This window comes from Pseudomonas caspiana, assembly GCF_002158995.1.
Taxonomy (GTDB): Bacteria; Pseudomonadota; Gammaproteobacteria; order Pseudomonadales; family Pseudomonadaceae; genus Aquipseudomonas; species Aquipseudomonas caspiana.
Genome location: NZ_LOHF01000008.1, coordinates 152,393 through 175,552, shown reverse-complemented (window position 1 = coordinate 175,552; position 23,160 = coordinate 152,393). Strand labels below are relative to the sequence as shown.

At 57.4% G+C, this 23,160-nt stretch carries 20 protein-coding genes; 11 read left to right on the top strand and 9 right to left on the bottom strand.

Features of this window, described 5'->3' with window-relative positions; genetic code table 11:
* Nucleotides 1-212 precede the first annotated feature (212 nt).
* On the top strand, nucleotides 213-371 hold the full coding sequence (locus AUC60_RS12175; RefSeq protein WP_087267306.1) for a DUF2986 domain-containing protein: 159 nt from the start codon (nucleotides 213-215) through the stop codon (nucleotides 369-371).
* Between the two features lie 94 nt (nucleotides 372-465).
* On the opposite strand, the gene AUC60_RS12170 is transcribed toward AUC60_RS12175, so the two are convergent.
* Nucleotides 466-1,092, bottom strand: coding sequence for a glutathione S-transferase family protein (locus tag AUC60_RS12170; RefSeq protein ID WP_087267303.1), 627 nt, complete (start codon nucleotides 1,090-1,092; stop codon nucleotides 466-468).
* A 212-nt stretch (nucleotides 1,093-1,304) separates the two neighbouring features.
* On the opposite strand from AUC60_RS12170, the gene AUC60_RS12165 reads away from it, so the two are divergent.
* Entirely contained in the window at nucleotides 1,305-3,488 is a 2,184-nt protein-coding gene (locus tag AUC60_RS12165) for a TonB-dependent siderophore receptor (protein ID WP_087267300.1), read from the top strand.
* Nucleotides 3,489-3,770: 282 nt separating this feature from the next.
* Here the strand turns inward: AUC60_RS12165 and AUC60_RS12160 are convergent, their stop codons facing one another.
* The 5 genes from AUC60_RS12160 to AUC60_RS12140 form a co-directional block, all read right to left on the bottom strand.
* A complete protein-coding gene (locus AUC60_RS12160) occupies nucleotides 3,771-4,466 on the bottom strand; it encodes a tRNA (adenine(22)-N(1))-methyltransferase (RefSeq protein WP_158099116.1) in 696 nt (231 codons plus the stop codon).
* Nucleotides 4,467-4,643: 177 nt separating this feature from the next.
* Nucleotides 4,644-4,991 carry a hypothetical protein gene (locus AUC60_RS12155; RefSeq protein WP_087267294.1) on the bottom strand — a complete coding sequence of 116 codons (348 nt, stop codon included), beginning with the start codon at nucleotides 4,989-4,991 and terminating at the stop codon, nucleotides 4,644-4,646.
* Between the two features lie 49 nt (nucleotides 4,992-5,040).
* Nucleotides 5,041-5,670: a glutathione S-transferase family protein gene (locus AUC60_RS12150; RefSeq protein ID WP_087267291.1), complete on the bottom strand. Its 630-nt coding sequence runs from the start codon at nucleotides 5,668-5,670 to the stop codon at nucleotides 5,041-5,043.
* A 372-nt stretch (nucleotides 5,671-6,042) separates the two neighbouring features.
* Nucleotides 6,043-6,354, bottom strand: a complete 312-nt coding sequence (locus AUC60_RS12145; RefSeq protein ID WP_087267288.1) for a hypothetical protein — start codon at nucleotides 6,352-6,354, stop codon at nucleotides 6,043-6,045.
* Between the two features lie 129 nt (nucleotides 6,355-6,483).
* Nucleotides 6,484-7,431 (bottom strand): AraC family transcriptional regulator, encoded by a 948-nt coding sequence (locus AUC60_RS12140; RefSeq protein ID WP_087267285.1) that lies wholly within the window; start codon nucleotides 7,429-7,431, stop codon nucleotides 6,484-6,486.
* Between the two features lie 236 nt (nucleotides 7,432-7,667).
* Between AUC60_RS12140 and AUC60_RS12135 the strand changes: the two genes are divergently transcribed.
* Together AUC60_RS12135 and AUC60_RS12130 are read left to right on the top strand one after the other, a co-directional pair.
* Nucleotides 7,668-8,879 (top strand): MFS transporter, encoded by a 1,212-nt coding sequence (locus tag AUC60_RS12135; protein WP_405622836.1) that lies wholly within the window; start codon nucleotides 7,668-7,670, stop codon nucleotides 8,877-8,879.
* Between the two features lie 46 nt (nucleotides 8,880-8,925).
* Complete coding sequence (locus AUC60_RS12130) at nucleotides 8,926-9,414, top strand: cyclophilin-like fold protein (RefSeq protein WP_238599565.1); 489 nt, start codon at nucleotides 8,926-8,928, stop codon at nucleotides 9,412-9,414.
* Between the two features lie 140 nt (nucleotides 9,415-9,554).
* Here AUC60_RS12130 and AUC60_RS28125 read toward each other — a convergent pair whose 3' ends face one another.
* Entirely contained in the window at nucleotides 9,555-12,944 is a 3,390-nt protein-coding gene (locus AUC60_RS28125; RefSeq protein WP_405622948.1) for a PAS domain S-box protein, read from the bottom strand.
* 447 nt (nucleotides 12,945-13,391) lie between these two features.
* On the opposite strand from AUC60_RS28125, the gene AUC60_RS12110 reads away from it, so the two are divergent.
* The 4 genes from AUC60_RS12110 to AUC60_RS12090 all read left to right on the top strand — a co-directional run bounded on the left by AUC60_RS12110 (nucleotide 13,392) and on the right by AUC60_RS12090 (nucleotide 16,847).
* Complete coding sequence (locus AUC60_RS12110) at nucleotides 13,392-14,024, top strand: TetR/AcrR family transcriptional regulator (protein ID WP_087267280.1); 633 nt, start codon at nucleotides 13,392-13,394, stop codon at nucleotides 14,022-14,024.
* Between the two features lie 260 nt (nucleotides 14,025-14,284).
* On the top strand, nucleotides 14,285-14,842 hold the full coding sequence (locus AUC60_RS12105) for a type 1 glutamine amidotransferase domain-containing protein (RefSeq protein ID WP_087267277.1): 558 nt from the start codon (nucleotides 14,285-14,287) through the stop codon (nucleotides 14,840-14,842).
* Nucleotides 14,843-15,076: 234 nt separating this feature from the next.
* Nucleotides 15,077-15,532 carry a GNAT family N-acetyltransferase gene (locus AUC60_RS12100; RefSeq protein WP_087267274.1) on the top strand — a complete coding sequence of 152 codons (456 nt, stop codon included), beginning with the start codon at nucleotides 15,077-15,079 and terminating at the stop codon, nucleotides 15,530-15,532.
* A gap of 259 nt (nucleotides 15,533-15,791) precedes the next feature.
* Entirely contained in the window at nucleotides 15,792-16,847 is a 1,056-nt protein-coding gene (locus AUC60_RS12090; RefSeq protein WP_087267271.1) for a permease, read from the top strand.
* Nucleotides 16,848-16,869: 22 nt separating this feature from the next.
* Here AUC60_RS12090 and mnmH read toward each other — a convergent pair whose 3' ends face one another.
* Entirely contained in the window at nucleotides 16,870-17,970 is a 1,101-nt protein-coding gene (gene mnmH, locus AUC60_RS12085) for a tRNA 2-selenouridine(34) synthase MnmH (RefSeq protein WP_087267268.1), read from the bottom strand.
* Nucleotides 17,970-19,004 carry a selenide, water dikinase SelD gene (gene selD / locus AUC60_RS12080; protein WP_087267264.1) on the bottom strand — a complete coding sequence of 345 codons (1,035 nt, stop codon included), beginning with the start codon at nucleotides 19,002-19,004 and terminating at the stop codon, nucleotides 17,970-17,972. The genes mnmH and selD overlap by 1 nt, the downstream gene beginning before the upstream one ends.
* A gap of 232 nt (nucleotides 19,005-19,236) precedes the next feature.
* Here selD and AUC60_RS12075 point away from each other — a divergent pair, with 232 nt between their 5' ends.
* The 3 genes from AUC60_RS12075 to AUC60_RS12065 all read left to right on the top strand — a co-directional run bounded on the left by AUC60_RS12075 (nucleotide 19,237) and on the right by AUC60_RS12065 (nucleotide 23,092).
* The gene (locus AUC60_RS12075) at nucleotides 19,237-19,965 is read left to right on the top strand and encodes an AraC family transcriptional regulator (protein ID WP_087267261.1); all 729 of its coding nucleotides are present in this window, start codon (nucleotides 19,237-19,239) and stop codon (nucleotides 19,963-19,965) included.
* A gap of 78 nt (nucleotides 19,966-20,043) precedes the next feature.
* On the top strand, nucleotides 20,044-20,988 hold the full coding sequence (locus tag AUC60_RS12070; RefSeq protein ID WP_087267258.1) for a DMT family transporter: 945 nt from the start codon (nucleotides 20,044-20,046) through the stop codon (nucleotides 20,986-20,988).
* 250 nt (nucleotides 20,989-21,238) lie between these two features.
* Nucleotides 21,239-23,092: an ABC transporter ATP-binding protein gene (locus AUC60_RS12065; protein ID WP_087267255.1), complete on the top strand. Its 1,854-nt coding sequence runs from the start codon at nucleotides 21,239-21,241 to the stop codon at nucleotides 23,090-23,092.
* The last annotated feature ends 68 nt before the right edge of the window (nucleotides 23,093-23,160 follow it).

Here is a 23,160-nt window from a genome sequence, read left to right as displayed (position 1 = left end):
AGAGATTCTGAAACCTTGTAGTCAACTTTACGGACTATCTGTAACGCGTTGCTGTAGGCGTCGCGGGCCTTATGGGCTTTTCGCCTTGAATTTAGTAGATGGCAGCTTTCGGCGCGATAGAGGATCATGGTCAGCGTAATTCACCTACAGACCCACTGAATCACGTTTAGAATCACCGCGAATCATTCAAGAATTACCAGTTGAGCAGAAACATGAACCGCCAGAAAAAACTACAGCAGCTATTCAAGGCTAAAGCCAAAAAGGCCAGTGCCAAACTGGCACCCAAAAAGCCTAAATACATCAGCAAGGCTGACCGGTTAAAGCTCGAGGCTGAACCCGGCCAGGAAGTCGGCGCGCCCTCCGAAGGTTGATAGATTGCTGCGAGAGCCGGGCTTGATCATGCATCCGGTTGCGTGATCAAGCCGCGCCGACTAACCGGCTCCGAGTCAGTCAACCACTCGACCTTTACTTCGCAAACTTATACTCACCGCCCTGCTCCAGCGCCTTGCGATACGCAGGTCGCTCCTGGAAGCGCTGCACCCATGCCGCCACATTCGGATAAGGCTGCAACTTGCCTTGAGCCTTGGCGAGTTCGCCAATAAAGCTCATCTGGATATCCGCACCGGTCAACTCTTCACCGACCAGAAACGGGGTCAATCCCAGCGCTTCGTTCAGGTATCCGAGATAATTGGCCACCTCCGATTCGATACGCGGATGCAACGGCGCACCCGCTTCGCCCAGGCGCCCGACATACAAGTCGAGCATCAACGGCAGCATTGCCGAACCTTCAGCGAAGTGCAGCCATTGCACGTATTCATCGTACGTGGCGCTTGCCGGGTCCGGTTGCAGACGACCGTCGCCGTGGCGGCGGATCAGGTAGTCAACGATAGCGCCGGACTCAATCACAACGTGAGGACCGTCCTCTATCACCGGGGATTTGCCCAGCGCATTAATGGCCTTGAGTTCAGGTGGCGCAAGGTTGGTTTTCGGGTCGCGCTCATATCGCTTGATTTCGTATGGCAGGCCGAGTTCTTCGAGCAGCCAGAGGATGCGCTGCGAACGCGAGTTGTTGAGGTGGTGGACGATGATCATGAAAGCTCCGTTAGCTGAGAGTGGGTCTATAGGAAAAGACTACTGCGTCCTTTTGGAGTGCCCTGATTTTTCAGCACTCATCCATACCCGTTGGCAGTCAGAGTTTCACAAATTTTTCACATTAGCCTTTAACGCTGACAAATTTCCTGACACTATAAATAGCAACAATTCTCATAAGCATTACATTTAACTATCTGGTCAGGAAGCCGTTCATGTCACGCTTTGCCCCGCTGCATTGTTTCAGCCCGTCCCGTAATTTATTGGCCGTGGCCATCTGCATGGCCACATTGACTCCGGCAATGGCCGATGACAGCAGCGAGACGAAGGCGAAACCCGTCCCGACTACCGTGGAACTGGGCGCCAGTGAAATCAACTCGACGCAACTGCAACTGGGCAGCACCACAGAAGGCAGCAATTCTTACACCACCGGGGAAATGGCGACGGCGACCAAGCTGCCGCTGACCATGCGTGAAACACCTCAAGCTGTTACCGTGATTACCCGTCAGCGCATGGACGATCAGGCCATGACCAGCATCAATGATGTGGTCAGAGCCGCCCCGGGCTTGTTCCTCAACTATGCCAATGGCCCCGGTCGGCAGTCCTACATGTCTCGCGGTTTCGACATCGATAACCTGATGTACGACGGTATCCCCAGCGGCTATAACGGCGTATCGGTGGGTGTTCAGCCTAATCTGGCGATGTTCGACAGGGTTGAAGTGGTACGCGGCGCCACCGGCCTGGTTACGGGCGCAGGTAATCCATCAGCGGCTATCAACCTTGTCCGCAAGCGGCCACTGGCCGAGCAAAAAGTCACCCTGACCGGCGCTGCTGGCAGCTGGGACGATTATCGCGGCGAGCTGGATGCCTCCAGCCCGCTCAACGACAGCGGCACCTTGCGCGGCCGTGTTGTCACCTCCTATCGCGACGCCAACAGTTTCATTGATGGCGTGGAAGAGGACCACGGCCTGTTCTACGCCGTGACCGAGGCGGACCTTAACGAAGACACCACGTTGACAGTCGGCTTCTCCCATCAGAAGGACAAGACCAACTACTTCTGGGGCTCTTCGATGATTGGCGAGAATGGCCATCACCTGGATCTGCCCCGCTCGTACAACCCCGGCACCAAGTGGGAAAACAAGGATCAGGAGACCAACACCGTTTTCGCCGAATTGCGTCATCGTCTGGCCAACGACTGGAAGCTTCAGATCAATGCCAACTATGCCGAACAGAATGCGCTGTTCTCAGGCTCTTACCAGTCGCGCTGGGCTGCCGACAGGGAGCTGCAGCGTACGGTTTACCAGTCCGCAAACGATGAAAATCAGGCCGGGCTGGATGCCTTCGCCAGCGGGCCTTTCGAAGCGTTTGGGCGCACACATGAACTGGTGGTGGGTGCGAGCAAGCGTATCTACGACATGACCACACACAGCTACTCGCCGTACGACTTGTTCTGGCCGATCGATGCAGGCAAGCCGGACTTCACTCATACCGGAAATGATCGCGAAGTCACGACTCAGGATGGTGTGTACATGACCACCCGCTTGAGCCTGGCCGATCCGCTGAAGCTGATTCTTGGTGGTCGTCTGGACTGGTATGACTATGACAACCGTGATGGCGATGGCGACTACAAAGTCACCCGCAACGTAACGCGCTATGCAGGTTTGATCTACGATCTGGACGATCACCACTCGGTCTACGTCAGCTACAGCGACATTTTCACCCCCCAAAGCGCCAAAGACACTTCCGGCACTCCGCTCAAACCCATTGTGGGCAAGAACTACGAGGTTGGCATCAAGGGCGAATACTTCGACGGCGCACTGAACGCAAGCATGGCCGTATTTCGTGTAGATCAGGAAAACCGTGCAGTGAGCGTGGTGGTGCCGAACTGCCCACAAGCGTCTTGCTCAGAGGCATCCGGCGAGATTCGCAGCCAGGGCATCGACTTCGAACTGCAAGGTGCGCTGACCGAGAATTGGCAGGTTGGCGGTGGCTACACCTACGCTCGCACACACACCGTCAAAGATGCCTCTGCGCCACAAAACGTTAATCAGCGCTTTGACACCGACTTGCCGGAGCACCTGTTCAAACTGACCACCAGCTATCACTTCCAGGGCCCGCTGGAAAAACTGCGCGTCGGCGGCAACGTCTCTTGGCAGAGCCGCATGTACAACGACATCGACCTGGCCGACGGTGGCAGCTATCGCCTGGAACAAGGTGGTTACGCCATCACCGACCTGATGGCTGGCTATCAGGTTAATAAAAACCTCGACCTGCAGCTCAACGCCAACAACGTCTTCGACCGCAAATACTACTCGAGCATCGCCAACTCCTCGGATTATGGCGGCGACAGTTATGGCACTCCACGGAACATGATGCTGACAGCCAAGTACAGCTTCTGACTTGTCGAGGCGCAGGGATGCGCTTTGGGTGATGCAAGAACTCGCCGCAGCTTTGCCTGGCGCCAATGGCACTGCGCTGTTTCGCATCAAATAGTAGATCTGTAGGAGCGCACGAGCACCGCGAGGCCGCGATGACGGCCTGTCTGATGCACCGCTATCGAGGCCTCGCGGTGCTCATGCGCTCCTACAGAAAAAAGCATCTCAAATTAGATAGTTGAATTTTGTACGGTAACAGCCACTGTTTACTGCGCTACATCTTCGTTTCGACTATCCCCTACGTGCTCACGCCAGCAATTCAGTAATCCACCGAACCTGCCGCGCAGCGTCCTCAAGTTTCTGCTCGGGGAGCGCCTGCCGAGCCCGGGCAAAGTGGTTCAGGGTCTGTTGCTTATGGCGCAGCATGCGTCGCCACTTGAGCAGAAATGCCGGGCTACGAGCTTTCATCTGTAGCGGGCCGAAGTACAGTTCCTCGGCGGTATACGTCACCGGTCCAGCGCGCTCGGCGACGATGACTTCATAGTCGAAACGGTTTTCCCGCAGGACTTCCTCACTGAGGATGCAATAACCGTTGTCCATCAGCCATTGACGCAGTGGCTGCTCGCCGCCGTTGGGTTGCAAGACCAGACGCTCATCACCACTCAAATGCGCTTTACCACTGTCCAGGATGTCGCGGATCGTTTCGCCGCCCATGCCGCAGATGCTGATTGCGGTTATCCCGTCCTCTGGCTGAATTGCTGCCAGACCATCTGCCATGCGCACGGTAATCAACTGATCCAGATCGTTCTCGCGCACCGTGCGTTCGGCCGAGCGAAACGGCGTCAATGCAACTTCACCCGCCACGGCCGCCGCGATAGATCCACGGCGCATCAAAGCCACCGGCAGGTAGCCGTGATCCGAGCCGATATCGGCCAGCCGCGCACCGGCTGGCACATGCGCCGCCACGCGCTCCAGGCGCATGGACAATGTCTGTTCGTTCAACTGCAGCCCCTTTCACCACTCATGTCCGGCGCGATTGGCTGGACAGGGGCGCGATTCTGGCGAGCAATGCCGGGCATATCAACCTTGAACGACAAATGCCTTGGCTCGCTGCCAGCCTGACGCTTGTCTATCAAGCGAAAGCAGACACAAGCTCAGTATCTCGTTTACCAAGCGGCCTTAACAGAATGCAGCAACTCTTGAATTGTCGGATACCGCAAATGCATGCGACTTAAGTTGTTGGCAAAGTGTGGACAGTAGCGCGAGGAACTCCTCGTTGACGGCTTCAGACCACTTGCTGCCAAACCTGAGTGTCAGGTGCACGGAACTGACCGGATCGCCGCTCTGAGTGGATTCAACGCTATAGAACTGCCCTGCAGAATACGTACCTTGAGCACAGCCTGGAAAAAACGAATCCAGTGTGGCGTTAACCGAATCCAAAGCGCCGATATCATTCAGACTCTCGACGGCACTCAGGTCCTCGGCATCAGCGTTCGAGGGTCTCAAAATGATAATGTCAAAGCTCATTGCTGATCCTGCTTACGTTTATCAAATGATGGATATCCCTGCGCACTTGCTAATTCCCCCAATGCCTCTGAAGCACCGAACAAACAGCAGCATGCCGATCAATGTCCAATAGCGCGGCATGAAACCCCGGCCGTGATGTTTGCAGGTGTTCACGAGCACTGGCCCAGCGCGTAACGACACAAGCGAGAATCTCGACGGCACCGGGCTCTTCAGGTCGCCACGCCGAGGTATTTTCAAATACATCACTGAAAGCGTCCCAGTGCTCATACAGCCGGGACGTTGCACCGTTAACCAGGTGCTGTAACTGATCTTTATTCGCGGCAGACAACCAGCGCTCCGGGTAATCGATAACGCCAATGGCTGCATAACAGTTGGCGGCGATGTAAGCCAGACTTCGCAGTTGCAGGGCTCGTTCATACGGATTAAAGGACAGCAGTCCCGAGGCAGGAAACTCCAACCCGAGACAGGTCAATATCGCGGCGCTCTCGGTCAGCACGGTGCCGTCGGGTAAAACCAGAGTCGGCACTTGCAGTAACGGATTGAGCCGACGCAGTTCATCACGGCCACTGCCCTCCTCCCAGGAACTGGCTGTCACCAAGCGGTACTCGGCACCGCAATATTCCAGCGCTGTCTCGATAGCGGCCGAACCGGACCTCTTTGCCCCAAAAAGCGTGTACATGCTTCAACCCTCAGTTGGCCGAAAGCACGAGGGTAAGATTTGCCCGCTATTGCGTCTACCTGCCGTAGCGAGCGGAGGCAAATACCGACAACCGCCTTTAACGCGTCCGAATCAGCATCAAATCTCTGGTGAAGAAATGCTCGCGCCGCATCGCAAAGAGTGCGGCATCGGCGTTGGCGCTGGTCCTTCATGAGCTGGGCGCGAACGCGTTGCTGACTCGCCTATTGAGCGGGGTGCTCCTCTGACGAAGTTGGTCTGGGAATTGGACTTTTTAAAGTCCTGACTAATCGATGCCCTACCGGGGCATCGGTGCAGGCATTACCTGTAATTTTCTACAACACCGCCCCATGGCTGGATCTTGCAACCCGCTATTTATGCCAACTCAATCGACCAGGTGCCCTGCTTGTGTTGAGTACCATAACGTTGATGCCACTGCCCCTCATAAAGATCATCGGCCTGCCGATTAAGCGTCGCAGTGAAAAGATAATCGTCGCCTTCAAGTTCTTGACGGATGTTGAACTGCCCATCGGCTGTTTGAACCGCCTGATAAGTATTGCGGCTGCCTGCCTCATCAACATATTCAACCACCATTAGATTGTCGCGCATCACCACTTTACAGGCGCTGAACTGCTCATCGCTGACGCCTTCTGTGGTGTGGTACATACGGGAATCCGGAAAATTCATAAAGTCTCCTTACTTTGGGAACACGCGATCGCGGCACTTTACTCTGAATTCATATACGCGAAAACAGAATGAGAAAGCAGCCTGATATCAACCACTTAATCCGCCTGTATCCACGGCATTCAATGGTATTCAAGTACCACTCTCCCGCCCCTCAACTACCTCACCCTGCCCCCTCAATACCGTGATATCGCGCTTGGGAGGCACGCCGAACAGGCGGCTGTATTCGCGGCTGAACTGGGAGGGGCTTTCGTAGCCGACCTTGAAGGCCGCAGTGGATACGTCCTTGTGTTCATTAAGCATCAAGCGTCGTGCTTCGTTCAGACGCAGCCATTTCTGGTACTGCAAAGGGCTCATGGCGGTGAGCTGACGGAAGTGATGGTGAAAGGTTGCGGCACTCATTTGCACACGTGCTGCAAGTTCGTCGACGCGCAGCGCAGAGGTGTAATTCAGTTTCAGCCAGTCAATCGCTTTGGCGATGCGATAGCCCTGCCCGTCAACCGCTGTAATCTGCCGCAGCCTGTTCGCTTGGTCACTCATCAATAGTCGGTAGTGAATTTCACGCTTGATCAGCGGAGCCAGAATCGGAATGGCTTCGGGCTCCTCCAGCAACGCCAACAAGCGCTCGAAAGACGCCAATAACGCATCGGTCACAGAGCCGATGCCAACGCCCGCCACAACCGATCGATCCCGAACCGGCGACAGGCCGCCCTGCGCCACCAGCTCAGCCAGCATGCGCACATCCAGCTTCAATGTCAGCCCAAGGCACGGTTGCGCCGGGCTTGCTGCGAGTACCTCTGAATTGGCAGGCAAATCCAGCGAGGTGATCAGGAATCGCGATGTGTCGTACGGATATCCCTCGCCGCCGACCCACAGCTGCTTCTCGCCATGGGCGACGAGGATGATGCTCGGCTCGACCATGCACACCACCGGTGACGATGGATGTTCACGCCGGAAGAAACCAAGCCCTTCAATGGCTGTGCCGAAATCACCCGGTCTGGCAATTCGGTCGCCAATAATTTGCGCCAGCCTTTCCTGTGTCGATGAGTGTTGAGCAGCAGTGTTCTGATTGATCGCCATATTCGTCTCGCACCTCTTCCCTGAACTCTAACCCGGCGATATTCGGACGTCCTGCAAAAAAACAGAGACTCAGAGGATCGGGCAAGTAACTCATTGGAATGCACTACAAAGCTCGCATGGGGCCCGGGAAAATAGGCCGCCATAAGGTGCTGTGCGCAAAACCTCCAACCCACCGTTCCACTTTTGCAGCATCGACTCTGCTGCAACGCTTCAAATCTTCAAGGATCCATCAGCCAATGACCGATACCTCTCTCCCAACCCGACAGGACAGCGCGCACTCCTGGGGCGCTGTTCTGGCGATGTCGCTTGCTGCATTTGCGCTAGTGGCCTCAGAGTTCATGCCGGTCAGCCTGCTGACACCTATCGCTGCCGACCTGGGTATTACCGAGGGACAAGCAGGGCAAGGCATCTCCGTGTCCGGCCTGTTCGCCTTGTTCACCAGCCTGTTGATCCCGACGGTGGCGACGCGGGTTAACCGCAAGCCGTTGCTGCTGTCGCTCACCCTGTTGATGATCGTCTCGGGCACCGTCGTGGCGTTTGCGCCTACCTACACCATATTCATGGCCGGACGCGCGCTGATCGGCGTCGCCATCGGTGGGTTCTGGTCACTGTCGGCAGCGACCGCAATGCGTCTGGTGCCGGAGGACCAAGTCACACGAGCAATGGCCATCGTTAATGGCGGTAACGCGCTGGCAACAGTCATAGCAGCACCTATGGGAAGCTTTCTGGGCGCATTGATCGGTTGGCGCGGGGCGTTTTTCTGCGTCGTGCCGGTCGCCCTGCTGGCTTCTGCCTGGCTGCTGTTCAGCCTGCCCAACATCAAATCGGTCGCCAACAAAGGCAGCAGTAACGTCTTACGCCTGATGAGAAAGATGCCCGTCGCATTAGGCATGGTAGCGGTCAGCGTGTTTTTTATGGGTCAGTTCATGCTGTTCACTTACTTGCGCCCATTCCTTGAAACGGTCACGCATGTCAGCGTTTCCATGCTTTCACTGATGCTGCTCATCTTGGGCCTGTCGGGTTTGGCGGGCACCTTTCTGATTGAAATGTTCCTGAAAAACGGCCTGCATCGAACGCTGATTGTTATCCCGATACTGATGGCGGTGATTGCCTTGGCACTGGTTTTATTCGGTAGTTCGGTGATGACGACCACCGTATTGCTGGGTCTCTGGGGCCTGGTTGCCACAGCGGCCCCCGTAGGCTGGTGGACGTGGCTAGCCAAAACTCTGCCCGACGATGCAGAAGCAGGCGGCGGCCTGATGGTCGCTATTGTTCAGTTGGCAATCGCACTAGGCGCCACAGTAGGCGGCGTTGTGTTCGACCTGAGTGGCTACAGGGCAACTTTTGAACTGAGCGCGACGTTGCTGGTGGTTGCCGCAGTTTTCGCGCTGATGGCGGCACGGGCAGCATCCCGCCAGTCGTTGATGAGCGCCGAAACGGTGAGCTGACTCGTCAGCGCAGTAGAACCTCTGTGCTGACTCGAAGGAGACGTTCATGAGCAAGAAAAACGGTCATCTACGGTACTTGCGCCTGAGTACCCCGCGCCTGCTACTGGGGCTGCTGATGCTCGGCACTACGGTCATTCCAGCCTCAGCCATCGCGCAGACAACCGCGACGTCCACACGAGCAAATGAGCAACGCGTCTGGATGACTGTTGGCCAACGCCGGTTCTCAATCATCCTGGCTGACAACGAGACCAGCCGGGCATTCGCGGCGAGACTACCGCTCAGCCTGGACATGCCTGACCTGAACAGCAACGAGAAACACGTAACCCTCGCGCACAAGCTACCCACGCAACCGTACCGTCCAGGTGTGATCCATAACGGTGATCTCATGCTGTACGGCTCGAGTACTTTGGTACTGTTTTATCTGACCTTTGACTCGCCCTACTCTTACACCCGTATTGGCCGGGTTGAAGATGTAGACGATCTGGCTCGGGTGCTTGGCCGTCACAGCGCTCGGGTAGTGTTTTCTGCGCAATAGGCAAACCGGGCTATCCAACAAAAACAGCGCACTCATATCTGCCGAATGAAAAAAGCCGCAGTTCTTTCAAAACCGTAGTCGGCCATTCTTTGGCAGAGCAGGACGTTGAGACGGCATCTGACTTGAAGCCCCTGGCCGCCTCAAGACTCGCCCCCCAGCAGAGACAGGCTTGCCGCAAGCTCGTCCTTGCGGAACGGCTTGGTAAGCCGCGGGATATCCGGGTCCAGTCCTTCTCGTTCGGCATAACCAGAAACGAGGAGGATCGCAGTCCCAGGCCGGGAAGTACTGACTGCCCTGGCAAGATCGGTCCCACTGATGCCCGGCATCAGATGGTCCGTAACGAGCAGATTGAATGGCTGCCCGGTGTGCAGCAGGTGCAAAGCCTCCTCGCCCGACGCGGCCTCGATCACGCGGTAGCCCAAGTCAGCCAGCATGTACGAAGTGCTTGCGCGTACAAGCTCTTCGTCGTCGACCAACAGCGCAACACCACGCACCGATTGACGCTCCAGAATTTCGACAACACGCAAGGCCGCTGTCGGCACGGCCATGCTGCGTGGAAGCCAAAGCTCCACGTTAGTCCCCAGACCAGGCAAGCTCTGAATAGTGAGCGCACCGTTCAACTGGGATGCCAGTCCATGCACCATCGAGAGGCCCAGACCAGTTCCTTTGCCGACGCCCTTGGTCGAGAAGAACGGTTCCACCGCCCGGGCGAGCGTGGCGGCGTCCATACCCGTGCCGGTGTCCGCGACAGACAGACAAAGATACTCGCCCGCCGGAAGCTTCGAGCGGTGGCCATTACCGACCAACTCCGTGATGGCCGATATCCTCATCGTCCCCCCTTCAAGCATCGCGTCGCGCGCGTTCACGGAGAGATTCAGGAGTGCCATCTCGAGCTGGTTCGGATCCGCCATCGCCGCAGGCAGATCCTCCGGAGCATCGACGACTACCCTGATTTGCGGACCGGTGGTGCTGGCTACGAGGTCGCCCATGTCGCTCACCAGCTTCGCCACGTCGACGGGAACCGCCTGGAGCGGTTGACGGCGAGCGAAGGCAAGCAATCTCTGCACGAGCGTCTTCGCACGATCGGCCGACTGCAAGGCTCCAGAGATCAGTCGCTGTTCCCGCTCGCCGCCCACGCCTCTGCGCTGGAGCATGTCCAGCGTGCCGACGATTGGGGTCAGCAGGTTGTTAAAGTCATGAGCTACGCCGCCAGTAAGCTGCCCCATGGCTTCCATTTTTTGACTCTGACGCAACGCCTGTTGGACCTCTTCCCGCTCGGCGATAGCCTGGGCTACCCTCGCCTCAAGCGTGGCATTGAGCTCGCGCAGCTCCTCCTCGGCAGCCTTGCGGGCGGTGACATCCACCACCGTGCCGGTAAAGCGCAGGCAGCGGTCAGCCGCATCGAACACTGCCCGGCCCTTGGCCGCCACCCAGCGAACAATGCCATCCTCCCGGCCAATCGTGCGGTAGTCCACTTCGTAGAGCGCGCGGCGCTCGGGGTCGACAGCCGCTGCGAAGGCCTCGGTCGTTGCTGCTCGATCCTCGGGATGCAGGCCTTCATAGAAGTTCTGCAATGTGACCGGCACGTCGGGCGAGATACCGAACATCGCCTTGGTCTGTGGCGGCCAGATAAGCGTGTCATGAACGATATCCACGTCCCAGAAACCAATATCGGCGTTTTCAACGGCAAGGCGCAGTCGCTCCTCGCTCTCGCGCAGACGCATCTCGGCGCCCACCCGTTCGACATGCGCCCAACAGCGCTCGACAACTTCCCTGACCAGTAATATTTCGGACGGCTGCCAGTCGCGCGGCTGGTTTTGATGAACGGCCATCATTGCCGTGAGTCGGCCATCCTTTACAAGCGGGCAGCAGATGATCGCGTCGATGCCGATGGCCCGAAAGGTCTCAAGGCCCGCGCCGCGATCAAGCTCTGCGATGACGTCACGTATGATCAGCGTACAGCCGGCGCGCATGTCATCCGCAGCCCGCGGTCCAAAAAGGTCGAGGCTATAGGTGCCCGCCGAACTCTGGATGCCGGGCGCATTGTAGTCACTGCGAATCCAGAACCGGTCGTGGTCGATATCGACGTCGGCATAGGCGCAGCGCGATACGTTTAACGTCCGTCCCAGCAGCTCGGTCGCCGCAAACATCGCGTCTTCTGCATGGCGGATGTTAAAAAGCCGACTGTCGAGTTCATCAAAAAAGCGCAGTCGCGCCGCGCTCTCTTCCAGCGCAGCTTCCGCCTGGTGCTCGGTCGTGCGGTCGCGAAATATCTTCACAAAACCGCCATGATCCATGGCGAGCGGCATCATCAGCCCCGAGCCCCAGAAGCGCGTACCATCCTTGCGCACGTGCCAGCGTTCGTTGACCGCCCGCCCCTGATCCTGGGCGATTTTGAGCTCGTCGTGGAACACACGCTCAGCCTGGTCCATGTCTGTGTAAAAGAGGTCGCCCTCGCGCCCCATCACCTCTTCGGCGTGGTAGCCGATAATTCCCTGGGCACCGATGCTCCAACTGCTGACGGCTCCTCGTGCATCGAAGGTAATAATCGCGAAGTCCTCGGCGCCCTCGACGATCTGGCGGTAGCGCGCCTCGCTGATCCGGATAGCGGCCTTCGCTTGAACGCGATGGACGACAAGCCCGATCGTCTGGACAACGAAGTCGACGATCTGAATATCCGTCGCCAACAGCTCGCGCGGCTCATAGTGGTACATGACAAAAGTGCCAAGCACTGCGCCCTGCGCCGAACGGATCGGGAATGACTTGCAAACGTGCAGGCCATGTCCGATGGCCTTCTCACGGAACCCGGCCCATAGCGGGTCGTTCGCGATATCGGACACAAGTACCGGCTCGTTGCGCAACCTCGTGGTGCCGCTCAAGCCTGGGCCCGAACCAATGCTGATGTCTTTTATGGTGTCATTGAATGCAGCGGGAAGACTCGGTCCTGCGCAATGCTGCAGCTGCTGGCCCTGCTCGTTCAGGAGCAAGATGCTTCCCAGAAAACGGGAGGTGGACAGCGCTTCGACCTCGCGGACGATCGCATCCAGCGCGACATTGAGCGGTGTCTCTTCGACGGCCAGTTTCAAGATGCGGTTCTGTGCAGCCCCAAGTGCAGCGGCGCGATTACGTGCTTGAGTAAGCCGTGCATTCTCAATGGCAATCGTCGCCAGGCGCGCCAGACTTTCCAGCCGTTTGATCGTGTCGGGGTCGTGGGTACGGACCTCCGACCAGTAAGCTCCGAGCGCCGCGACCGGAACAGGTCGTCCGATAGGCACCATCACCATGCTACGCACGAACGTCGGCGAATAGGCATCCTGCGGAATGCGCGGGTCGAGGCGGACGTCGGGGATGGCGACCGTCTCGCCGTGGTGCATCACCCACCCCGAAATGCAGTGGTCGGCAGGAAAAGTCTGCCCTTGCCACAGCGCAGACACAGCGTCTTCGGCCACATAAGAACAACGCCCGTCATGCTCAATGACGACTGCAACGCCCTCCGCTCCGACAGCAACACGCGCGGTATCGCGAAGCACGGCAACGACCTCTTCCACCGATCCAGCCATAACCAGACGCTCACTGGCATCCAGCACATGGGACAAGCGCTCGTCACCGCCTGGATCGACCGGAAAAGTAGGCAAATGAATCTCCCAACGGCAGCCTCAGAATCTATTTTCCACGGACTGCTTCAAAGTGAATGTAGCAAAAGAAAGATTATATAGAGCATCCCGCCTCGGCATGCCCCGATTTCAGCCACAGATGAAGCTCACTGCCAGCAGCTTACCGACGACGCAGCTATGAAGCGAAGATCCACTCGTCACTGCCTGCCATCTGATTCCACCTCACTGACAGGCTGATCGGTATATAGGCCGGGAGGAGAATCCGGGTAGTCAACAATATATGTATCGATTAGTATTTAAATAACTTTAGTTAGAAAGCCCTATTTAAGTAGCTCCATTGAATAACCCTGAAGGAAATCCGGCATGGCACAGATGGGACGTCCGCGCACGTTTGACCGTGACGTAGCGATCACTCAGGCACTGCATTTATTTTGGGAGCATGGATACGATGCAACCTCTCTTAGCCAACTGAAAGCCGGTATCGGTGGCGGCATCACCGCGCCCAGCTTTTACGCCGCATTTGGCTCGAAACAGGCTCTGTTCAATGAAGTCATGGAACGCTATCTCACGACCCACGGCCGGGTCACTGACAGCCTGTTTGATACGTCCCTGCCGCCCAGGGACGCGATTGAACTCACCCTTCGCCGTTCGGCGAAAATGCAATGTGAGCCCGATCATCCCAAGGGATGTTTGGTGTCGCTAGGCCTGATGAGCGCCTGCACAGAAGAGAGCAAGGCCATCTCTGAACCGCTCGCCAGGGCGAGGAATCTGAACCGTGCGGGCATCGTCGCCTGTATCGATCGTGCCATCGCCGCAGGAGAATTGCCTGCGACGGTGACACCGGAAGCTCTCGCATCGGTATTCGACAGTTTCATGCTCGGCCTTTCAACGCTGGCGCGCGATGGAGTTCCACATGCCACGCTGGATGCTGCAGTAACTCAGGTGATGGGGCTATGGGACAGCTTGCGCATTGACGCGCCGCCACTGCCCGGGTGAGATCTTCTCCCACTGCCGAAAAGCCCGGGGAAGCATACTGCCCTTCGCTCCATGTCCACGCGGGACATAAGTTGTACCTGCCCGATTCTTCCAGCCACAGATGTGAAGCTAGATTTTTCGTCTTCTTCTCGCGCAACTCTGCTCAGGACAAATCCGGGTGAACTTTCAAAACCGCTCTGACCTCCCATCTTCACGCGTCGGATGAATCATCAACCGCATGCTTTACGTTATTAGCTAGATACGAAGATGGAGTGATCACTATGAGTAACCAACTGGCAGGCAAAAAAGTACTTTTCATCACCTCCAATACCGGGATCGAACGGGACGAACTGGTTAAACCGCTGGAGGCTCTCAAGGCGCAGGGTGCATCGGTTACCCATGGTTCGAGTGACGGCGGTACCACTCAGACATTCGTTCAGGACACCGAGAAAGATCGCACTGTCGAGTCTCAGGTTGCGCTGGCCGGGCTCAAAGCGTCGGATTTTGATGCGCTCGTGATTCCAGGCGGTACGGTAAATGCCGACACGCTGCGCCTGGATGAAAACGCCCAGCGCCTGGCCAAGGAATTCGCCGATGCGGGTAAAGTCATCGCCGCGATTTGCCATGGGCCGTGGCTGCTAATCAATGCTGGAGTTATCACTGGCAAGACCCTCACCTCCTACCCCAGCATCAAGCTTGATCTGGAAAATGCCGGTGCTGCCGGTTGGGTAGATGCTGAGGTCAAGCAATGCCAAGCCAATGGATGGACCCTGATTACTTCGCGTACTCCCAAGGACATCCCGGCGTTCAACGAAGCTATCGTCGCGGCGCTGGCGTAAGGCGCAAATAAGTCAGAGGCTTCAGCCATCCGGTCAATGGATCAGTGGCTGGGGCCTCTGGAGAGGTCTGCCCTTTCGGCGTCTAGCCGATCTCTACCGGTGCCGTTAGCGCCATAGCCTGCAATGGGCTCCAGGCGTGCAGCTCAACGAGGGCTAGGTCGCGGCATAGATGTAGATCTGGTCATCACCCCCTCACTCCTCTACGATCAAGTGGCACCGGATAAGGAGATGGGAATGGCTGGCTTGATCAGGATTTCAACGACCGCGGACGCGACGGTTATCAGTCAGGTCATCATTGCAGCGTTGCGCGAGTCCAATGCGCAAGACTACTCACCAGAGATCATCAGGCGAGTAGAGCAAAGCTTTTCCCCTTCAGCGATTCTCGACTTACTTACCCAGCGGCAAGTCTACGTTGCTGCAATAGACGGTCAGATCGTTGCAACTGCAAGTCTTGATCGCAACATCATTCGAAGCGTATTCGTCGATCCGCCCCACCAAGGGATGGGCATAGGACGTCGACTGATGGTGCATCTCGAGTCAGTAGCCACCAAGGACGGACACGAGCTGATGCGTGTTGCGTCTTCTATTACGGCCGAGGGCTTTTATGCCTCTCTCGGGTTCTCGAAAATTCGGGATGAGTTTCATAACACGGAACGCACAATCGTTATGGAAAAGAGACTGGGCCGATAATACCTCGGAACACCCTTCCACGCGCCAATACTCGCGGATCGTGAAAGCCTGGCTAACTTCTATCGATCAGGCCCCGGTGCGGCCGTACGGCACCGATACGGTGAGTCGGACCAAGACACCTGATCCATAGCAATCAGAGACACCGGGCAGTCACCCTTCACTTTCGGCCAATTGCCGGGCTTCAGGAACGCAGGCATTGTTGCCAACCGGCAGTCAGCGTTGACGTATCATAGGCGTTCGCTTCCGCACGGATCTCATAATGATTAGCCAGCATCCTCCCTCCACAACTCGCTCTTGGGCATTTTGGTGCAAACCGGCGTTGTTTCTTCTGGTGGCCGTAGTTGGCCTGTACTACGTCAAGTGGTCACCTTATTACCTCAAATCGTTCATCGCCGCCGACACGCATAGCATTGGCGGCTCGATCCTCGACGATAATGTCGCGTCGCCCCTGGTCGCTGCGCTGGCTTACGCCCAAGTGTATTTTCTAGCCATCTGGAAGGCTGCCGTGCTGGCGATCATCCTTGGTTCGTTGGTACAGGTGCTTATTCCCCGCGACTGGTTGCTGCGCGCGTTCGGAAAAGCCGGTATTGGCTCCACGTTGCGAGGGAGCCTGTTCGCCTTGCCGGGCATGATGTGCAGTTGCTGCGCGGCCCCCGTGGCGGCCGGCCTGCGGCGACAGAACGTGTCGCAGGGTGCGGCGTTGGCGTTCTGGATCACAAACCCGGTACTGAACCCCGCCACATTGATTTTCATGGGTTTCGTTCTCGGCTGGGAGTTCACCGCCCTGCGCCTGGTGGCCGGCGTCGCACTTGTGCTGGGTGTCTCAGTCCTTGCCCAGCGCATTTCGCGACCAGATGCCCTGCCGAAAGCGGCCGTGGATGCTGTTGAGGTGGCCACTGCCGCAGATACCCGCAGTCTCCCGGTGCAGTGGTTACGCACGATGTGGCAGTTGTTCTGGACCACCATCCCGATCTACGTGCTGGCGGTGCTGATCCTCGGAGCGGCACGGGTATGGTTATTCCCTCACGTTGATGGAGCAATGACCAATAGCTGGCTATGGCTGGTACCACTGGCTGTCGTGGGCACTTTGTTTGTGATCCCCACCGCAGCAGAAATCCCTATCGTGCAGGCCCTCATGGGCCTCGGCTTAGGAACAGCTCCGGCAGTAGCACTATTGATTACACTGCCAAGCGTCAGCCTGCCTTCGCTATTGATGCTGCGCAAATCCTTTGATCGTCGGGTGCTGGTGGCCGTCGCGTTGCTGACCATGCTGGTGGGCATTATCAGCGGCGTCATCGCGGCGCTGGTCTTCTAGAAAGGCGGAGGCGTCGCTGGGTTCACGCGCGGCGGCGCTGCAATAAATAGTCCCTGACTGCAGCGTGGTCACCGGCAAACTCGATTCGCTTGGACTTGCTGTCCCGCTGGTAGGCGTACATGGGGTCATAGTATTCGTTGAGCAATTGCTCGATCCATTGTCGATGAGCATCCACCTGCCCCGTTTTCTGCTGGGTCTGCAAGGCGCCATCCATAATCACCGCCAGGCGTTGGTAACGCTCGCCCCCCAAGCGTCTGAGGTTGCTGGCCAGACTCTGGCGCAACCGCTCAGCGAACGCATTGAATCCTTCCTCCACTCCATGAACTGCGACAAAATCTGCGCACAGGTCGATAACGTAATCCTTGAGAATACGTTCAACCCGGTTCTCAACGCTGTCTTGCAGCCACACCAGAGGCGCGGATTGCATCTGCCGAAACAGCGAAAGAGGCACAGCGCGGCTGCCAATCGCGCGACCTTCATCCTCGAGGACCAAATGGTCGGCACCGCGATGACGTTTCTTCAGAATGTCCACAGCCAAAGCATTTTCAAAGTCGATCTGTCCGGGCTGGCCACTGACACGTTTGCCGAAGCTGGAGCCGCGATGGTTCGCATGGCCCTCAAGGTCGAGGCCGTTGCTCAACTCCGCCAGCACTTCAGTCTTGCCGGACCCGGTCAAGCCCCCTACAACGACCAGTTCACACTCCTGAACAGCGCGCTCGATGGTGTCGATAAGGAAGGTGCGCATTGCCTTGTAACCGCCTAGCACCCGCGGGTAAGGAATACCGGCAATGTCTTTCAACCACTGCTGGGTGATCTGCGACCGCAGGCCACCGCGAAAACAATACAGATAGCCTTCAGGCTGACGCCGGACGAACTCCGCCCAGCTCTCAATACGTGCTTCCTTGGTAGCGCCAGACACCAGCCGATGCCCCAACTCGATGGCGACCTGCTGCCCCTGTTGTTTATAGGCAGTGCCGACGGCCTCACGCTCGACATCGTTCATCAGCGGCAGATTAACGGACTGGCCGAAGGCCCCCTTAGCGAACTCCACGGGGGCGCGGACGTCCATCAGGGGAATATCGTTTAGAAAAATATGGCGCAAGTCGGCGCTGTTGTCGCGCATCAGAACACCTCAACGGCGTTGGCCTGGCGCTCGATTAGCGTGCCTATGGGGCGCAAGCTCAGGCCAAGATCGGTGGCGGTCTGCAGAAACTGCGCCTGGCCCTCTGGCGCTACCGCGACCAGCAGGCCGCCACTTGTTTGCGGGTCGCATAGCAGATGTTTCTGCCAGTCGGTCAATTTACCAATGCGGCCACCGTAGCTGTCAAAATTGCGCTGCGTGCCTCCCGGTACGCACCCCCGCTCAAGGTAATAATCAACACTGTCCAGGCGCGGCACAGCGCTCGCCTCGATACGTGCGGTCAATCGGCTGCCGTCAGCCATTTCCACCAAATGACCCAGCAGGCCGAAACCAGTGACATCAGTCATCGCGGTGACCCCGGCAAGCTTGCCGAAGCGGCTGCCGACCGTATTGAGAATGCACATCTGGTCGCGCGCGACGTCTATATCGGCGTCGCGCAACAAGCCTTGTTTCTCGGCGGTGGTTAGCACACCGATCCCCAATGGCTTGGTCAGATAAAGCGTACAGCCTAAGGTGGCGGTGTCGTTACGTTTCATGAAGCGCTTTTCGACCAGCCCCGTGACCGCAAGGCCAAAGATCGGTTCTGGCGCATCGATGGAGTGTCCACCGGCCAACGGGATACCCGCAGCATCACACACTGCTCGGCCACCGCGAATCACTTCGCGAGCAATTTCCGGAGCAAGCACGTTGACCGGCCAGCCGAGAATAGCGATAGCCATGATTGGATCTCCGCCCATGGCGTAGATATCGCTAATGGCGTTGGTGGCGGCAATGCGGCCGAAATCGTAGGGGTCGTCGACGATAGGCATGAAGAAGTCGGTAGTTGAGACGACTCCGCGCTCTTCATCAATCGCGTAGACCGCCGCGTCGTCTCGCGAAGCATTGCCCACCCAAAGCTTTGGATCGAGATTTTGGGCGCCGCTGCCAGCGAGGATCACCTCAAGCACTTGAGGCGAAATCTTGCAACCGCAGCCGGCGCCGTGGCTGTATTGGGTCAAACGGACCGATGCGCTCATTGGATGCCACTCTGCGTGTAAAGGGGTAGCATTCTACCAGAGGCAAGGCACACCTGATTGCGCTGACTCATTAGTGTGACGCAGCCCTGAACGCCATTCTGGTTAAGCACCGCGCCAACGCAGCTTGTATGATTACCAGCTTGATCGACAGGCCTTGGCATAGGGCGTCCTGCGCCTCACTTGCTGCTGAACGCCAGCCCCCGAATCACCAAACTGACTGAATGGTGCGCCAATGTTTCTCAGCCTCGAAGTTCGCAGCTACGACGGAGAAAACCCTTATCACCAACATGACCATGTTCAATTGGTGCTGCCACTGCGCGGCCGAATGGATATCGACGTGGAGGGTCGTGGGGGATGCATCGATCAGTCAATGGCAGCGCTTGTAGCACCTGGCTCGGAGCACTCGCAGCTCACCGATATCGACAGCCGTTTTCTGGTCCTGGACTGTGCGCCGACAATGCTGGAGGCATTACACATGGGGCGTCTGGCTGAAAGAATCTATGTGCCTATTCTTCCGGCAACACGTCGGCTTATCGAGTTCGCGGAGTTGATAGGTAGCGAGCAATTGTCCGTCAGCGCCCCGCAATTGGGCCCTCTGCTCCTGTCGTCCCTGGGTTCGGACACACCCCGTGTTTCGCCCCCCATGGAACGGTTGATCAACCGTCTGCGGGCAAATCCTGGAATACACTGGAACAACGAGGCCATGGCTCAAGTAGCGAACATGAGCATGAGTCAACTGCACCAGCGATTCCGGCAATTGTTCAAGATGAGTCCTCAAGCCTGGTTGACTGATTTACGCGTACAAGAAGCTCAACGATTGCTGCGTGGAACCTCACTACCAATAACTGAAATTGCCTCGCTGGCAGGTTTTTCCGACCAGGCATCGCTCACCCGTACCATGCAACGTGTGAGCGCTACGTCTCCGGCGGCTTATCGCAAAGCCCAAAAACAGCCTCGGTAAAAAACTCAACAGTTAACGACAATACCCTCCGAGCCAACTGCTCCAGACTTCGTGTTTTACGTTTGGAGCGGTGGTTAAATGTTTGCTGATCGATCACTGCTGAAAGGCATCGGCTATGGGGTGTGCGCGGGACTGTGCTGGGGCGTGATTTTCCTCGGGCCGCAGTTGACCCCGGAATTGAGCGGCCTGCAGTTCGCAGTGCTGAGATTCCTCTGCTACGGCGCGATCTCGGCAGCTTTGCTTATGCCCCGCTGGCGGCGTGTCTGCATTAATCTCACCATGGCCGATTGGCAGTCACTCTTCTGGCTTAGCCTGATTGGTAATCTCGTCTACTACACGTTGGTGGGCACCGGCGTGCAGTTGGTTGGCATTGCTACGACGTCCCTGATTGTCGGACTTATCCCCGTGCTCGTCACTCTGGCGGGGCGTAACGACGCAAACGCAGTGCCTTTGCGCAAGCTCTTACCCTCGCTGTGCTGTGCAGTAGCTGGGGTCTTGCTTATCAGCTGGCATGCACTGATCAACGGCGACAGGCCAGATGCATTGACAAGCATCGCCGGAATTTTATGCGCAACAGGCGCACTGGTTACGTGGAGTTGGTTCGCCGTGAGCAATGCCCGGCGCCTGCTTCAGGTTGCCAGCGTTTCCTCGCATGACTGGGCACTGCTGACAGGGATCATGACCGGCGCTCAGTCACTGCTTCTGGCGGTGCCTGTCTTGGGTTTTCAGACAGATACGCATGGCATCGCCGAATGGCGAGGCTTCCTCTTGGTAGCCGGTGGTGTAGCTCTTTTGTCTTCGGTTGTGGGTGGCGCGTGCTGGAACCAGGCGAGCCGACTTCTACCGTTGGCACTCAGTGGACAAGTACTCGTGATTGAAACGCTGGCGGCGCTCTTATTTGGCTTTCTATGGAGCCATCGCCTGCCCGACGGGTATGAGCTGGCGGCCATCGCGTTGCTGCTCACCGGTGTTGTCTGGTGTCTGAATTGCTATCGTGCTCCACTCCCCTCCCCGGCTATCTGACTCATGAGTGCCCCTTGACGCCAACGTTACCGACTGCAATCGGCTGATTCTGTTGAAAACAGTCGATCCTGGTTCGCGGCGCGGAGGTCATCGCTCACACAAAGCGTCTCTACTGAAAAAATCGCCCCACCTAAAAAATCGAATCTGCTCTGGCCATTAAGCTATACGGAGCAGACATTTATCCCTGCAAAACCCTCAAAGTGGCCTTTAAGTGCCAGAATCTCCCCACTAGCTCGTTTTGGAGATCATCATGCTTCGCGCGTTTGAACAACGGCTCGACCCTTTTCCACCCGACGAGGCCCCGCCACCGCCTGAGGGTTTAGGGCGGTTTTTGTGGGCCTGTACCCGGGGTGCCCGCGGCTATATTTTTGCGTTTGCACTGCTCAGTGCCGGTGTGTCGATTTACGAAGCCTGGCTGTTTTCTTTCCTCGGGCAAGTCGTAGACTTGCTATCGACCTGGCAAACAGGCGGCGATACGGCCGGGCAGGAAAGTCGAGTGCTATGGGGCATCGGCATAGTCCTCGTGACCAGCATTGGGCTTGTGGCGTTGCGCACCATGGTGCAGCACCAGGTATTGGCGATTAACTTACCGCTACGGCTGCGCTGGGACTTCCATCGGCTGATGCTGCGACAAAGCCTTTCGTTCTTTTCCGATGAGTTCTCCGGTCGGGTGACCACCAAGGTGATGCAAACGGCGTTGTCCGTGCGTGAAGTCCTGTTCACCATTATCGAAATCGCCCCCGGAATCGGGGTGTATTTCATCGCGATCATCGCACTGGCCGGCGGCTTCGACCTGAGGCTGATGTTGCCGTTTATAGCTTGGGTAGTGTTGTTCGGTCTGGCCATGCGCTACTTCGTGCCCCGCCTTGGAAAAGTCGGCCAGGAACAGGCCAATGCGCGCTCCTCGATGACCGGACGGATCTCGGACGCCTACACCAACATCACGACGGTGAAACTATTCTCCCACTCCAAACGTGAAGCGCATTTCGCTCGCGCGGCGATGGAGGATTTCAAAATAACCGGCTTTCGTCAGATGCGTCTGGTCAGCCAGTTCGAAATCGTCAATCAGGCGTTGGTGGTTGCGTTGATCATGGGCGCAGGCGGTTATGCCCTATGGCTGTGGCACCTAGGTGAAGTCGGTACCGGGGCGGTAGCTGCAATTACTGCCATGGCGTTGCGGATCAACGGCATGTCGCACTGGATCATGTGGCAAATGACGTCTCTGTTCGAGAACATCGGCACCGTGCAGGATGGCATGGCAACCTTGACCCAAGGCCCGAAAGTGCAAGATGCGCCGGACGCGACAGCGCTGGTCACCACCGGTGGCGCAGTGACGTTCGACAAGGTGAGTTTCAACTACAATGGCGAACGGCAGGTGCTCGACAACCTGAGCCTGACTATTCGTCCGGGCGAAAAAATCGGTCTGGTGGGTCGCTCAGGCGCGGGCAAATCCACACTCATCAACCTGCTGTTGCGCTTCTACGACGTGGACGAAGGTGAGATTCGCATCGATGGGCAAAACATCGCGCACGTCACGCAAGACAGCTTGCGCAGCGCCATCGGCATGGTCACTCAGGATACGTCCCTGCTGCACCGCTCGATTCGCGACAACATCGCTTATGGACGCCCTGATGCGACCGACGCGCAAATTCGTACCGCTGCCGCCAACGCCCAGGCCGATGGTTTCATCAGCCAACTGAGCGATAAACAAGGCCATTCAGGCTACGACACTCTGGTGGGTGAGCGTGGCATCAAGCTGTCCGGCGGGCAGCGTCAACGCGTCGCGATTGCCCGGGTGATGCTCAAAAATGCTCCGATCCTGCTCCTTGACGAGGCCACCAGCGCACTGGATTCAGAAGTCGAAGTGGCCATTCAGGAAAGTCTCGATGAAATGATGCAGGGCAAAACCGTTATCGCCATCGCCCATCGGCTGTCGACGATTGCGGCCATGGACCGGCTCATTGTCATGGATGACGGACGCATAATCGAACAAGGCACCCACGCCGAACTGCTCGAGAAGAACGGTACCTATGCGCGACTGTGGCAGCACCAGAGCGGTGGATTTCTGGGCGAGGATCAGGGCGTGGCTGAGGCGATGGAGTAGCTTGGCAGGTACAAACGTCGCCTATGGGTACACGACGCGAAGGGGCCACGCATGATGCGCGGCCCCTG

Excerpts from the sequence above, each read along its gene's own strand:
- AUC60_RS12145 (WP_087267288.1), bottom strand. The coding sequence starts at position 6,354 with ATGAATTTTCCGGATTCCCGTATGTACCACACCACAGAAGGCGTCAGC.
- selD (WP_087267264.1), bottom strand. The coding sequence starts at position 19,004 with ATGAGCGCATCGGTCCGTTTGACCCAATACAGCCACGGCGCCGGCTGC.
- AUC60_RS12075 (WP_087267261.1), top strand. The coding sequence starts at position 19,237 with ATGTTTCTCAGCCTCGAAGTTCGCAGCTACGACGGAGAAAACCCTTAT.
- AUC60_RS12090 (WP_087267271.1), top strand. The coding sequence starts at position 15,792 with ATGATTAGCCAGCATCCTCCCTCCACAACTCGCTCTTGGGCATTTTGG.
- AUC60_RS12140 (WP_087267285.1), bottom strand. The coding sequence starts at position 7,431 with ATGGCGATCAATCAGAACACTGCTGCTCAACACTCATCGACACAGGAA.
- mnmH (WP_087267268.1), bottom strand. The coding sequence starts at position 17,970 with ATGCGCGACAACAGCGCCGACTTGCGCCATATTTTTCTAAACGATATT.
- AUC60_RS12100 (WP_087267274.1), top strand. The coding sequence starts at position 15,077 with ATGGCTGGCTTGATCAGGATTTCAACGACCGCGGACGCGACGGTTATC.
- AUC60_RS12135 (WP_405622836.1), top strand. The coding sequence starts at position 7,668 with ATGACCGATACCTCTCTCCCAACCCGACAGGACAGCGCGCACTCCTGG.
- AUC60_RS12130 (WP_238599565.1), top strand. The coding sequence starts at position 8,926 with ATGAGCAAGAAAAACGGTCATCTACGGTACTTGCGCCTGAGTACCCCG.
- AUC60_RS12070 (WP_087267258.1), top strand. The coding sequence starts at position 20,044 with ATGTTTGCTGATCGATCACTGCTGAAAGGCATCGGCTATGGGGTGTGC.
- AUC60_RS12165 (WP_087267300.1), top strand. The coding sequence starts at position 1,305 with ATGTCACGCTTTGCCCCGCTGCATTGTTTCAGCCCGTCCCGTAATTTA.
- AUC60_RS12155 (WP_087267294.1), bottom strand. The coding sequence starts at position 4,991 with ATGAGCTTTGACATTATCATTTTGAGACCCTCGAACGCTGATGCCGAG.
- AUC60_RS12105 (WP_087267277.1), top strand. The coding sequence starts at position 14,285 with ATGAGTAACCAACTGGCAGGCAAAAAAGTACTTTTCATCACCTCCAAT.
- AUC60_RS12150 (WP_087267291.1), bottom strand. The coding sequence starts at position 5,670 with ATGTACACGCTTTTTGGGGCAAAGAGGTCCGGTTCGGCCGCTATCGAG.
- AUC60_RS12110 (WP_087267280.1), top strand. The coding sequence starts at position 13,392 with ATGGCACAGATGGGACGTCCGCGCACGTTTGACCGTGACGTAGCGATC.
- AUC60_RS12170 (WP_087267303.1), bottom strand. The coding sequence starts at position 1,092 with ATGATCATCGTCCACCACCTCAACAACTCGCGTTCGCAGCGCATCCTC.
- AUC60_RS12175 (WP_087267306.1), top strand. The coding sequence starts at position 213 with ATGAACCGCCAGAAAAAACTACAGCAGCTATTCAAGGCTAAAGCCAAA.
- AUC60_RS12065 (WP_087267255.1), top strand. The coding sequence starts at position 21,239 with ATGCTTCGCGCGTTTGAACAACGGCTCGACCCTTTTCCACCCGACGAG.